Below are 12,413 nucleotides of genomic sequence, written 5' to 3' on the forward strand. Positions count from 1 at the left end.
TCTCCTCTGATTCCTGCGCCAGGGGAGGCCCCGTGGGCTACCACTAACCGCCCCGTTCACTTCACGGAACTGATTCGCGTCGGGGCCGATCAACAAAACCTCACACATGTATGCCTCCTTATCTATGGGTAGCAGTGCTGATTGATCTGATGCATAAGCTTGAGATGTGCCTGCGGCTATGGTCAACTTATAAGCAGTTAACTAAGCATCAGACGTAGATGAGGGAAACTTTGCGGGATTCAGCTGGACGAAATGATTAGTATCGACAGGCTCGACTCAGAGCTCCTGAAGAGGCTCGACAACAACGCCCGTACGGGCGTCGCAGACCTTGCCGCCCAACTGGGCATCTCCCGAAACACGGTCCTAGCCCGACTCCAAGGTCTGGAAAAGCGGGGTGTGCTCCAGAGATACCGGCCGGTTGTGGACCTAGAGGCGGCCGGAATCCCCGTGCAGGCCTTTGTCGGTCTCGAACTCGATCAGCGGCGTCTAAGCACCGTCGTCGAAGCACTCAGACAGATCCCGGAGGTCCTCGAAGTCACGACCCAGGCCGGCAGGGAAGACCTATTGGTAAGAGTGGCATCCGCAACACTCCAGGAACTTCAGGCTGCCGCAGCAAGGATGGTCGATATCCCCGGTGTCAGACATACGAATACAACCCTTACGGTATCGACGCCCCTCCCCTATCGCGTGCAGCCGCTTCTTGACCATTTGACGAGGGATTTAGGCTGGGGACGTTCTACTCCGCTCCCCGACTGACCGAGCCCTGCCAGCCGCGCCGACGGCCGTACGACAACTTGCATTCGCGGGCTGAGGCGTCAACGATGGTCGAAACGTAGCCGTGGTTAGCCCTTGGCGTTCAGTGGTCGTTGCAATACTTGAGTGATTTAGGAGTTGCAATTGGCAGAGCTGAAAGGCCCAGGAAGTCCCGGGAGCGCCTCCGAAGGACGCTCCCATCTCACATGAGAGGCCGACAGTGATCTCCGTCCGGTTCCTTTCCGGGTTCGAGCGGATTACGAACCCGGACTTGCTGCAGGCCCGGCGTAGCATCCGTGCCATATCCAAGGCATTCGGACGCAGTCCTTGGACCATAAGCTGTGAGATCCGCCGGAACACTCATGAGCCCTCTGGCAACTACGGTCCGCGAACGGCTCAGTAATGCCGAGCACCGACGAAGCCGGTCGGGCAGGTTCCCGCTCAAGGACCTTAGCTGTATTGGGCATCAGCAAAGGGATACCCCGTTATGGTCTGGAGTGTGGGCGCCTTCACGGTACGTCTGAGCTGCTTTGGTGCCAGTTTCATCTGACCGCTGACATACGAAGTCAGAATCTTGGTTTGGCGGTGAAACCAAAGCGGTTGGCGGCCCGTGGAGGCCACCAAATTCATGGAGCTGGCTAGGAACGATGGGCTCGCCTCAGACGGCTCGGCCAGTGACGAGCGCATACGTAGGTAGTTTTCAGCACTAGGGTGGCCGGACGCCCTAGTGGTGGGGCGCCCGGCCGTTACTCCTCAGGGCGCAGGACGGAGTGTCCCCGCGCCCATCCGGCTGCCCCACATCCGCCCCATAGGGCTGAGGTGAACAATAGAACGGGTGCGGGCGACCGTTACCGAAAAGTCGTTATGAACCTCGTTGGGGTGTTGAGCTGATTCGCTCCTAAAGCGACCCGTCCAGGATCGATTCCTATTCCTCTTGGTCTTGCCGAAAAGGTAGATGGAGTGCCGGCAGGAGGTAATAAGTATCCGTCAGGCGTCGGACGGGTTGCGAGGAATACCCAACTTATGCTCGATGACTGGCATGCAGTGGTTCGGGAACGTTGGAGGGGACGCCAACTATCTGCTCAATCTGCTGTTTTACCTCTTCCGAGATGCGTCCCGCGGTTAGAGCGATGTCCGCTGCGGCTTCGGACATTACCCGGTACACGGGAAGGCTTTCCGGCGTTCGTTCCGCGAGGGCACGGATGTGCTCAGTGACTGTTCCGATGTCACCGCGCACTACCGGCCCGGTGGCGCCGGCAGCGCCCTTCAGCAGGGCGTTATCCAGTGCTGCCGCCAGCGCCGGGCGAAGCACTTCAGAGGTGTCGTTGACCGAGATGCTGGCGAGCATGGCCGATGACTGAACAATCAGAGTGACCAGGTGATTGGTGGCATGGGCCATAGCCGCGTGGTACAGAACCCGGTCGGATTCGGCAACCTTGAATGGGATTCCGCCCATGTCATGGACGAGGCCTTCTGCGGTCTGCCGCGCACCATCTTCAGCCGTGACGGCAAAACGAGCACCGGTAATGCGGCTCAGTTCCGTGTCGCGGTCTCCGCTGAAAGCCATTGCCGGGTGCAGTGCAATCACCGAGGCTCCTTGGTCCCCCAGGGGGTTAAGCACCGCAGCCCCGTATCTTCCGCTGACGTGAACGACGTTGACGCCGAGCCAGTCTTGTCGCTCGGCGGCCAATGCCTGGGCGAGGCCTTGCAGGACGTCGTCGGGCACGGCGAGAAGTACAAGGTCGGCTCCGGCGGTAGCTTCAGCCACCGTTGAGGCTGCCTGGAAGTCCCCTAGTGTTTCCCGCGCGCCCTCTACGGCAGCTGGCGACGGGTCCCACACGGAAACCACGGTGTGACCTGCGCGAACCAGCGCTGTTGCGAGAACGATGCCGACCTTCCCCGCTCCAACCAAACCGATTGAGTGCTGCTGACTAATATGCATTGGCGTTACTTTCTGACTTGTGGGCGTGTCGTTTGCCCAGGGATTTGCCGACAAGAAGCATGCCGACGGCCGCAACCAGCAAGAAGCCGGCACTGACCAGGATCGCTTGTGAACTCGACGCTGCCGTCGCATTTTCACCGCGGATGAGACCGACCATGTAGGGGGCAACGAAACCAGCTACGTTCCCGATGGCGCAGACCAGGGCGATGCCGCCGGCTGCGGCCACTCCGGTGAGCAACCGGGGAGTGATGGACCAAAATACAGGGAGGGTTGAGAGGCACCCGATCGCGCCGACACAGAAACCGACCATGGCAACCACGGGTGCCGAACCCAGAGTCAGAGCAGCCATGACCAAGCCACCTGCGCCCAGGGCAGACGGGACTACATAATGCAGCACACGTTCCCCTGTTCGGTCAGATCGCCGGGAGATGAGGAACATCCCGACAGAGGCGAAGATGTAAGGAACGGCAGTGATGAAACCTACCTGAAGGATCGAGAAGGTGCCCATCTGTTTGATGATCGCAGGAAGAAAAAACGCCAGCGCGTAGATAGGGATGATCATGCTAAAGAACACCACTGCCATGCCAAGTACACGAGGGTTGATAAACGCCTGGCGCAGCGTCCCTGACTGGTGAGTTGTATCCTCTTCACTCTTTTCCTTTGCCAAAGCAGCCGTTAGCCACCTACGTTGGCGTTCGTCAAGCCACTTTGCACGGGTGGGAGTATCCGTCAGGAAGGCAAGTACGAGCACGGCGACAAACAAACATGGAATTCCTTCGAGGAAGAACATGAAGCGCCAACCTTCGACGCCGAAGGGATTGAAGCCCATCAGCCAGCCGGACAACGGGGACCCGAACGCTGATGCAAGCGGCACGGCTAGATAGAACAGTGCGATGAGTCGGGCGCGGCGGGCGGACGGTATCCACTGCGTGAGGTAGAGGATCACGCCCGGCACGAGCCCTGCCTCCGCGGCACCCAGCAGGAATCTGAGAATGTAGAAAGCCATCTCATTTTGCACGAAGGCCATGCCCATGGCTGCGAGTCCCCAAGTAACCATGATGCGTGTAATCCATAGCCTCGCTCCGACCCGGTAGAGGATCAGGTTGCTCGGTACTTCAAACAACACATAGCCGATGAAGAACAAGCCAGCGCCAAGCCCATATGCCGCCTCGCTCAGCCCCAGGGAGGCCTGGAGATGATCTTTTGCGATCCCGATGTTGGTTCTGTCGAGATAGTTAAGGATGTAGACGACGAACAGGAGCAGACCAAGCCGCCATGTTACAAGTCGCATGGTGCTTCGCTCGAGTCCCGGCGTCCCGTCGAGGAACCCGGTGGCGTTGTCGAGTGCCACTGTTACCTTCTTTCGTTGCCCGCGGGCGCGATTCAGCGCCATCTCATGGCGAGTTAGGGAGGCTATGATCCAGGTCAAAAGCTCTTCCCGAAAGGCCATCGCCGCGATCCTCCACATTGAGCCGCGCAGCGTTTCGGGGTTAGAGCGCCGATGGTAGGAAGTACCGGGATTCTTTGGATCCAAAAACCCTCACAAGCCCATGATAACTGTGACTTGCGAAATAAAACATGTCAATAGGCCTAAGTACTCCCGAATTCGCGCTTCCGTGCGAGGAAGCCGTTGCGGCGAAGTGTGAATTTCACAGGTAAGACCAGTGACCAGATTGCCACTCTCTTCAGATCACAAGAGTCTTCGCGTGTCCGGCAGCCCAGTTCGGCGCCCGGAGCAATCTGCTGGCTCTGCGCCTGTCCGCGTGCCTTCCATGCTCGACTAAGCTTGTACTAACGAAAGGTTGTGAGTGGTGGTTGGTTCCCAGTCAGTCCAACACGGTGGCGGCGACGGCCTTGTTGATGCTCCCGCCCGGCGCAGGGTCCCCTTGGTGGACGAAATCACGGTGCTTCTGCGCGAGCGGATCTATTCGCAGCAGTACCCGACAGGGACCTGGCTAAAGCAGGAGGAACTCTCCGAGGAACTGGGCGTAAGCCGGACGCCTCTGCGCGAAGCGCTGCGCCGGCTGGAACAAGAAGGACTGATCAAGTCTGACTCCCGCCGGGGGGTCAGAGTCATTTCGGGCGATGCGACGACTCTGCTCGCAGCTTACGAGTTGCGTGCTGTTATCGACGGTTTAGCGGCGCGCTTGGCGGCGGGCAACGTCTCGGCTGCACGCCTTCGTGATCTCCGGCAAGTTATTGCTGCACAGCGCAAGGCCGTCGACCCTTGGAACCCCCGGGGATATTCAAAGCTGAATGTCGATTTACACGAAATGATCGTGCAAATGACAAACAACGAGTTCGTGATTGCCCAGACTTCCATTATTCGAATGACAGCTCAGGTATTTGCCCCCGTTGCGATGATCGAGCCCAGCAGTGCACTGCGGGCCATCGATGAGCACACAGCAGTTGTGGACGCGATCGAATTGGGGGATGGTGTTACGGCCGAGCGCTTGGCCAGGGACCACATCGAGAAAACGATCCACCAGCTACGCAGCGGCGCCCCCCGTGAGTCCTCAGTCGAATATTTTCAAGCGCCCGCCTAGCGAATCGGCGCCCATGCGGGGATGAAAAGTATGGGGCTGGCTTTGCCCTATGGCTAGAACCCTTGCTCAATGCTTCTAGCCGTGTACAGCAGGCATCCCGAGTTCTTGACTCGGTGCCTGCTGTACACGGCGGGGTCAGATCGCGGCCATCGCCGTCATGATGGACGTCTCTCCAATGTGGGAATCTACGCCCGTTTCGTCCGCGATGCGCTCTGCGATACGATCGCCGATCTGCACCGTCGTTGCACCCATACCCGCTCCGGCCAAAGCAGGCAGTTCACCCAGCACAGAGGCCGCTGCATTCTCCAGAGCCAGCGCTGCTTTACCTTCGCCCAAAGATGCCAGGCATAGTGCGGCGGAGAGTACAGCTGCCGCCGGGTTTGCCCATCCCTTTCCGGCAATGTCAGGCGCGGACCCGTGGACGGGTTCAAACATGCTGGGTGCGGTGCCGTCCAAGTTGAGGTTAGCGCTGGCGGCAACGCCGAGGCCTCCTTGGATGGTGGCGCCCAGGTCCGAAATGATATCGCCGAAAAGGTTATCAGTCACGATTACGTCGAATCGCTCGGGGTTCATGGGCATGTGTTGGCACATGGCGTCAGCATGGACGTAGTCGACTTCGACGTCACTATATTGGGCCGCGTGCTCGTTGACGACGATTTGCCACAGTTCACCTGCGTGGACGAGGACATTCTTCTTGTGGCAGAGCGTCAGCCTTCCGCGGCGTGCCTGTGCGAGGCGGAAGGCGTAATCGACGACGTCGGAGATGGCCTGGGCGGTGTTGACGGATTCCTGCAGTGCTACGGCATTCCTGGTCCCGGCATGGACAGTCGAACCTCCGCCGACGTACATGCCCTCGGTATTCTCACGGACGACCACAAAATCGCAGCGGCCCGGTTCGAGGTCTCTGATGGGGGTTGGCACTCCCGGATAGAGACGCACCGGTCGAAGGTTGACCTGCTGGCGAAGCTCGCGGCGCATCCGCAGGATCAAACCTCGTTCGAGGATGCCCGGGGTTACTCGGGGATCTCCCATGGCCCCGAACATTATGGCGTCGTGGGCCCGGAGGCTGTCTATGGTACCCGAGTCAATCAGCGTTCCCGTCTCGAGATATGCCTGCGCACCCAGCGGATATTCCGTTGTCTGCAGACCAAACCCGAAACGGCTGGCGGCGGCTTGCAGCGCTTTTACGGCCTCCCGGTTGACCTCCGGGCCGATGCCGTCGCCATGAATGATGGCCAAGTCATAAGTAGTCAAGAATATCGAGTCCTAATTCGTGAGATCGAAGTCGCGCCAGAGTTTGCCGTCCCCGTGGACGGCATCTCTTCGGTCATGCTCCACTCGTGTCGGACGCAACAAGAGATGTCGTCATTCTGAAGGCCAGTCCCTCATTGGAGATGCCACTTACACGCCTGTGCGGAACGCTCCGGATCCCGAAGATGTAGCAGGCAATCCAGCTGCCTGCGCGGATTTTCTCAATCCAAGACTCCTAGCGTCTTTGGATCCAGAGACTCAAGTATCGCGAGATGCGAGTGTTGCGTCAACAGTTCTTGCCCACTTCGTTGAGCATCACGGCGGTCGTTTAGGGCCTCTGGACCCTCTTGACCACGTCGTATCGTCCGGTTCAAACCCCTGCGCTTGACGTGAGACTACTCACTAGCGCATTCTTTTAAGTATCACCGGCCTTACCAGTGCCGACAATGAACCCCAAAGGAGTGGACTCAACAGTGGGCCTTTTCAAACCCCCTTACCCCAATGGACTGCCTATTGCCGGAGAATGGGTTACCGACGGCGTCGGTACATCCACCATTTCGTTTCCCTACGACGGCTCCGAGGTGGCGCAGGCCCCGGTCGGCACAACCGACCATGCGAGACAAGCACTTGATGCCGGCCTCACCGCCCAGCCACTGGTTGCAGCCCTGACTGCAGCGACCCGCCGCCAGCTGCTGCTGGATGTCCGTCATGCTCTTGAGGAGCGCCGCTCCGAATTTGAACAGCTTTTGGTGGCAGAGACGGGCAAGCCTCTTGTGGATTGCCGAACAGAGGTCAGCCGCACCCTCTTCACCTGGGCCGCTGCCGCCGAGGCCATTTCAGCCCTTCATGGGGAGACGGTCCCGCTCGATATCCAGGCCGGTGGAGAAGGAATGATCGGGTACTGGACTCGCAAGCCTATTGGCTTGGTTGTCGGTATCGCCGGGTTCAACTATCCGCTGCTACTGGCCACCCACAAGATCGCACCTAGCATCGCCGCTGGATGCGCTGTTATCTGCAAGCCGGCACCCAACACACCCTTGTCGACGCTATGGCTGGTTCACCTGATTCGCCAGTCCGCTCAGGCCCTGAACGTCACCGAGGACATTGTTCAGATGATCACAGGCGGCCCGGAAGTCGGCAGCGTCCTTACCAGCGATCCCCGGATCGGTGCTGTCAGTTTCACGGGTTCTGCAGCTGTCGGACACCAGATTGCGCGGGACTGCGCGCCGCGCAAGGTACTACTTGAGCTCGGATCCAACGCTGCACTGATTGTGGCATCGGATGCTGATCTGGATGCAGCCGCCGACGCCGTCATCCGCGGCGGCTTCTACGGCAACGGGCAGGCATGCATATCAGTCCAACGCATCGTTGCTGACGAAAGCATCATTACTGATCTTTCCAAACGGGTGGTGGAGCGAATGGGAGAGGTGGTTGTCGGGGACCCCAGAAATGAAAAAACTCGGGTAGCCAAACTCATCAACGAAGACTCAACCCGGCGGGTAACAGAATGGATTGACGAAGCTGTCAGCAACGGCGCCGAGATCGCCTTCGGCGGCGGAACCAAGGATGGTCTCCTCGAACCCACCGTCCTCGTTGACGTCCCGTCCGGTGTAAAGGTTTGGGATGAGGAGATCTTCGGGCCAGTTGTGTGTATTCGCTCCGCACCCGATTTTGATGCAGCCATAGGCCTCGTCAACAACTCCCGCTACGGGCTGCAAGCGAGCGTTTTTACAGCCTCGCTTGCCAGGGCCTACCGGGCAATCGACGGGCTCGACGTCGGCGGGGTGATCGTCAACGAGGTCCCCGGCTACCGGAATGACACGATGCCCTATGGCGGAGTCAAGGATTCTGGGACAGGACGTGAAGGCCCCCGCTTCGCAATGGAAGAACTGACCGTAACCCGCATGGCCGTTATTCGCCCTGACAGGAGAACCGCAAAGTGAACTACAGCAACCTTTTTCGACTTGATGACCGCAAGTCCTTCGTATTGGGAGCCGGAAGCGGCATCGGCCGTGAATCCTCGCTGGCGTTGGCCGCCCATGGCGCCCACGTTATCTGCGCCGATCGAGACCTAGATGCGGCAAAGCACACAGCAAAGTTGATCGAAAACGAAGGGGGGCACGCCCAAGCGTACGAACTCGATGTTCTCGATACCGATGCCGTCTTCGCTGCCGCTGCCGATCACCCAGATGTGGAAACACTGCTCTTCACCGCAGCAACCAACGTGCGCAAGAGGCTGCTCGACTACTCCTCTGAAGAGTACGACCGCGTCGTAAACCTCAATGTCCGGTCCAGCTTTGACCTGATCCGCGCCTTTGGCGCCAACATGGTCCGCCAGCAGAAGGGGAGTATCATCGGGTTCTCCTCAGTTCGCCACGTGGTGGTCGAACCCGGACAAGGCGTCTACGCCGCCACAAAGGCAGCAACGGTGCAACTGCTCCGGACAGCGGCTGCGGAGTTTGGCCCTGCCGGTGTGCGGGCAAATGCTGTAGCGCCCGGGTGTGTTGACACGCCTTTGACCGATTCCATCAAAGCAAACCCTGAATGGTACAACGCCTATGCCACCAAGGGCGCGCTGGGGCGCTGGTCCCAGCCGAGCGAACTAACGGGCGCAGTGGTTTACCTGGCCTCTGACGCGGCCAGTTACGTGACCGGAACGGTACTGTATGTTGACGGCGGATGGACAGCAGTGGACGGCCGCTTCGATCCCCCAACTTCATAGGGCAGAGTCCCAATACCGGGAGGTCCGAGAACCCAAGGTGAAAAGAAAGGAAGGTGCGGAAGCGTGAACACCGAGCCATCGCAGCCCGGCCGCGCCTACCAGGTGATCGCTGGCCGCGTAGAGAGCGCTATCTTGTCGGGTGAGCTGAAACCCGGAGACCGTCTCCCCAGCGAGCGGGAGCTAGTGGAGCAATATGGTGTCAGCCGCCCAACGGTCAGGGAAGCCCTCCGATTGCTTGAAAGCAACCACCTGGTCAAATCGCGATTAGGAGACCGCCGCGGGCCGGTCGTCCTTCCGGCAAGTTCCCACTCCCTACAAAAATCGTTGACGAGGCTGACATCCGGAGACATTGTCGGCTTCGCCTCCTTGTTACAGTTCCGCATGATTATCGAAAGCGCTGCGGTTGTGCTCGCAGCAACTAATCGAAGCGAATCGGAACTCCTGGAACTGGAACGGGCAAATGCGCGCATGCGGGCGAGCATTGAGTTGGGTTATGAGGATTTCAGCGCGGCTGACTTCGATTTCCACCGCATCGTCGCGCGCGCAAGCGGCAATGCTTTGTTGGAGCTTTCCGGCGAGGCCGTCCGTGAATCCGTCCTTAACCTCATTCAGCAAAGAATCATCGATTCCGGGGACAGCCGGGGACAGATGTTGGCTTCTATTCGGCATCATGACGAATTACTGCATGCGATTCGGCATCGTGATGGCCGACTAGCATCGTGGCTTACCCGCGACGGGTTGTTTTGGTATTACTACGATTACGTGGAGGAAAAGGAGCGGCCCGGGCTTCGGTCCCTGGCCGATGAAGTTCGTCCGACAGAGAAGGCCAGCAACTAGCTGCCCTGACTGCCCTTGCAGGACTTCTGTCATGGGATGTCGCGGGCCGCGGTTTCCTCCTTTCCACCTGTTCATGACTCGGCCGTCAGGAATAGCAAGTTGCCCCGTCAAAGACCCCTGCCCGGCGGGCATGAGTTTGACGGCTACATCACACCCTGAGCTCGATAGTCGCCCATCAAGCCCGAACCCCGCTGCTCCAAGGGACCAAGCGCGATCACTTTAAGGAACGCACAAATGCAACAGCACGCATTATCCAAAGAAGGGCAGATAATTGTTCACGAGGATTCCTCATCTCTCGCCGCCGCCGTAGCCCGGCTGCGCGCTGCAGGTCGGTCGGTCGCGCTGGTTACGACCATGGGCGCCCTCCACAGCGGTCATCAGGAACTAATACGCCAAGCCAGCCGGGACGGCCGGACTTCCGTGGTGGTGTCGATCTTTGTCAACCCGCTGCAGTTCGGCCCTCATGAAGACTTCGCACGCTACCCCCGTGATCTGGAAGCTGATGTCGATGTAAGCTGCGAGGCGGGCGCTGATCTCGTTTTTGCACCCAGCGTGGACGAGATGTACCCCTCAGGCGATGCAGACGTAGTGACTATCGTCCCCGGGCCGCTCGGCGACCAGTTGGAAGGTAGAACCCGGCCGGGACATTTCGCAGGTGTCCTCACAGTTGTGGCCAAGTTCCTAAATATCGTAAGGCCAGACCGAATCTACTTCGGCGAGAAGGACTACCAGCAGTTGGTCCTGGTCCGATCGATGTCTTCAGACCTCAATATGGGCGTTGAAGTGGTGGGTGTGCCCACTCGGCGCGACGCCGATGGGCTGGCCTTGTCCTCACGCAATCGCTACCTCACTACTGAGCAGCGCACCGCCGCCCTCACTCTTTCCCAGGCCCTCACAGCGGCAGCAGCAGCAGCCGGGAACGGACCCCGCGCTGCGCTGAAAGCCGCCCAAGAGACACTGGCAGCGCAACCGCAGGTAGTACCAGACTACGTCGAACTGCGAACGGCTCACCTCGCTCCCTTCAGCGGCGGTACGGATGCACGACTCCTGATCGCAGCCAGAGTCGGAACCACTCGTCTCATCGACAATGCTCATCTCAGTTTCCCTGAGACCACCTAGCTGAGGGGATTTGGAGAAGCTGACTTTTACGATTCAAATCAGCCCTCCGCCGAATTCTACGTGGCTGCTCAACGCCATCAACGTAATCAACACAACCAGGGACCTATGAGAAACGAAATCCCCACTAAAGTGTCTGACACCTTCGATCCCGCCCAATGGCGCGAGGTCTCCGGTTTCGATTTTCAGGACATGACATACCATCGCCAAGTGAAGCGTTCGGCGGACGGCACCACCAGGGACCTGCCCACGGTCCGGATTGCCTTCAACCGTCCCGAGGTCCGCAACGCATTCCGCCCCGTCACTGTGGACGAGCTCTACCGGGCCCTGGACCACGCCCGGATGACGCCGGATGTAGCTACCGTCCTGCTTACCGGCAACGGCCCCTCCCCCAAGGACGGCGGCCACTCCTTCTGTGCGGGCGGGGACCAACGCATCCGGGGCCGCGACGGGTATCGCTATGCCGACGGCGAGACCCAGGAAACCATCGATCCCGCGAGGGCCGGCCGGCTTCACATCCTGGAAGTCCAGCGGCTGATGCGCACCATGCCCAAGGTGGTCATCGCGGTGGTCAACGGCTGGGCGGCCGGCGGCGGGCACTCGCTGCATGTGGTGGCAGACCTGACCATCGCCTCCAGGCAGCACGGCAAGTTCAAGCAGACCGACGCCACGGTGGGCAGCTTCGACGCCGGCTACGGCTCGGCACTGCTCGCTCGGCAGATCGGACAGAAGGCAGCCCGGAAAATTTTTTTCCTGGCGCGCGAATATTCCACCGAGGACATGGTCCGCGTGGGTGCCGTCAACGAAGCCGTAGACCACGAACGGATCGAAGAAGTAGCCTTGGAATACGCGGCTGACATCGCCCGGCAGTCACCGCAGGCCATCCGGATGCTCAAGTTCGCCTTCAACCTCGCCGACGACGGACTGGCCGGCCAACAGGTCTTCGCCGGCGAAGCCACCCGGCTGGCCTACATGACCGACGAGGCAGTGGAGGGCAAGGAGGCTTTCCTTGAGAAACGCGACCCGGACTGGTCCCGCTTCCCCCACTACTTCTAGGGCGGGCGACGTCTTCGCAATGTAGCTGCACGCCTCGAACCGGACTGTGGCAGCGCTCTGGTATGAAGCGGGGAAAGGGTTGCGAAGATGTCAGTACGCCTCGCAGCATCACCGAGGCTCGCGGTAAGGCAACCCCAAGAGCTCGCCACCGTTTAGGACTTAAAGAATTCCGTCGCCGGGTCCGCATGCC

Annotated in this window: 11 protein-coding genes; 8 read left to right on the top strand and 3 right to left on the bottom strand. The window is 59.7% G+C overall.

Annotated features, from left to right (window positions below; genetic code table 11):
• Positions 1 to 252 precede the first annotated feature (252 nt).
• On the top strand, positions 253 to 756 hold the full coding sequence (locus tag QFZ60_RS11460) for an Lrp/AsnC family transcriptional regulator (protein WP_307090609.1): 504 nt from the start codon (positions 253 to 255) through the stop codon (positions 754 to 756).
• A gap of 217 nt (positions 757 to 973) precedes the next feature.
• Entirely contained in the window at positions 974 to 1,156 is a 183-nt protein-coding gene (locus tag QFZ60_RS11465) for a helix-turn-helix domain-containing protein (RefSeq protein ID WP_307090610.1), read from the top strand.
• A gap of 618 nt (positions 1,157 to 1,774) precedes the next feature.
• Here the strand turns inward: QFZ60_RS11465 and QFZ60_RS11470 are convergent.
• A complete protein-coding gene (locus QFZ60_RS11470) occupies positions 1,775 to 2,695 on the bottom strand; it encodes a Rossmann-like and DUF2520 domain-containing protein (protein WP_307090611.1) in 921 nt (306 codons plus the stop codon).
• Positions 2,685 to 4,046, bottom strand: a complete 1,362-nt coding sequence (locus QFZ60_RS11475; RefSeq protein WP_307090612.1) for an MFS transporter — start codon at positions 4,044 to 4,046, stop codon at positions 2,685 to 2,687. The genes QFZ60_RS11470 and QFZ60_RS11475 overlap by 11 nt, the downstream gene beginning before the upstream one ends.
• 538 nt (positions 4,047 to 4,584) lie before the next feature.
• On the opposite strand from QFZ60_RS11475, the gene QFZ60_RS11480 reads away from it, so the two are divergent.
• Positions 4,585 to 5,241 carry a GntR family transcriptional regulator gene (locus QFZ60_RS11480; RefSeq protein WP_307090613.1) on the top strand — a complete coding sequence of 219 codons (657 nt, stop codon included), beginning with the start codon at positions 4,585 to 4,587 and terminating at the stop codon, positions 5,239 to 5,241.
• Positions 5,242 to 5,376: 135 nt separating this feature from the next.
• Here the strand turns inward: QFZ60_RS11480 and QFZ60_RS11485 are convergent, their stop codons facing one another.
• Positions 5,377 to 6,495, bottom strand: a complete 1,119-nt coding sequence (locus QFZ60_RS11485; RefSeq protein WP_307090614.1) for a 3-isopropylmalate dehydrogenase — start codon at positions 6,493 to 6,495, stop codon at positions 5,377 to 5,379.
• A gap of 470 nt (positions 6,496 to 6,965) precedes the next feature.
• Between QFZ60_RS11485 and QFZ60_RS11490 the strand changes: the two genes are divergently transcribed.
• The 5 genes from QFZ60_RS11490 to QFZ60_RS11510 all read left to right on the top strand — a co-directional run bounded on the left by QFZ60_RS11490 (position 6,966) and on the right by QFZ60_RS11510 (position 12,223).
• Positions 6,966 to 8,435: an aldehyde dehydrogenase family protein gene (locus tag QFZ60_RS11490; RefSeq protein WP_307090615.1), complete on the top strand. Its 1,470-nt coding sequence runs from the start codon at positions 6,966 to 6,968 to the stop codon at positions 8,433 to 8,435.
• Positions 8,432 to 9,214, top strand: a complete 783-nt coding sequence (locus tag QFZ60_RS11495; RefSeq protein WP_307090616.1) for an SDR family NAD(P)-dependent oxidoreductase — start codon at positions 8,432 to 8,434, stop codon at positions 9,212 to 9,214. Before QFZ60_RS11490 ends, QFZ60_RS11495 begins: the two co-directional genes overlap by 4 nt.
• Positions 9,215 to 9,277: 63 nt before the next feature.
• Positions 9,278 to 10,051, top strand: a complete 774-nt coding sequence (locus QFZ60_RS11500; RefSeq protein WP_307090617.1) for a FadR/GntR family transcriptional regulator — start codon at positions 9,278 to 9,280, stop codon at positions 10,049 to 10,051.
• 234 nt (positions 10,052 to 10,285) lie between these two features.
• The gene (gene panC / locus QFZ60_RS11505; RefSeq protein ID WP_307090618.1) at positions 10,286 to 11,170 is read left to right on the top strand and encodes a pantoate--beta-alanine ligase; all 885 of its coding nucleotides are present in this window, start codon (positions 10,286 to 10,288) and stop codon (positions 11,168 to 11,170) included.
• Positions 11,171 to 11,275: 105 nt separating this feature from the next.
• The gene (locus QFZ60_RS11510) at positions 11,276 to 12,223 is read left to right on the top strand and encodes a 1,4-dihydroxy-2-naphthoyl-CoA synthase (protein ID WP_307090619.1); all 948 of its coding nucleotides are present in this window, start codon (positions 11,276 to 11,278) and stop codon (positions 12,221 to 12,223) included.
• Positions 12,224 to 12,413 lie beyond the last annotated feature (190 nt).

The organism is Arthrobacter sp. B2I5 (assembly GCF_030816735.1).
Taxonomy (GTDB): Bacteria; Actinomycetota; Actinomycetes; order Actinomycetales; family Micrococcaceae; genus Arthrobacter.

Bases quoted from the DNA above. Each gene is read 5' to 3' on its own strand.
- QFZ60_RS11460 (WP_307090609.1), top strand. From the start codon at position 253: ATGATTAGTATCGACAGGCTCGACTCAGAGCTCCTGAAGAGGCTCGAC.
- panC (WP_307090618.1), top strand. From the start codon at position 10,286: ATGCAACAGCACGCATTATCCAAAGAAGGGCAGATAATTGTTCACGAG.
- QFZ60_RS11470 (WP_307090611.1), bottom strand. From the start codon at position 2,695: ATGCATATTAGTCAGCAGCACTCAATCGGTTTGGTTGGAGCGGGGAAG.
- QFZ60_RS11510 (WP_307090619.1), top strand. From the start codon at position 11,276: ATGAGAAACGAAATCCCCACTAAAGTGTCTGACACCTTCGATCCCGCC.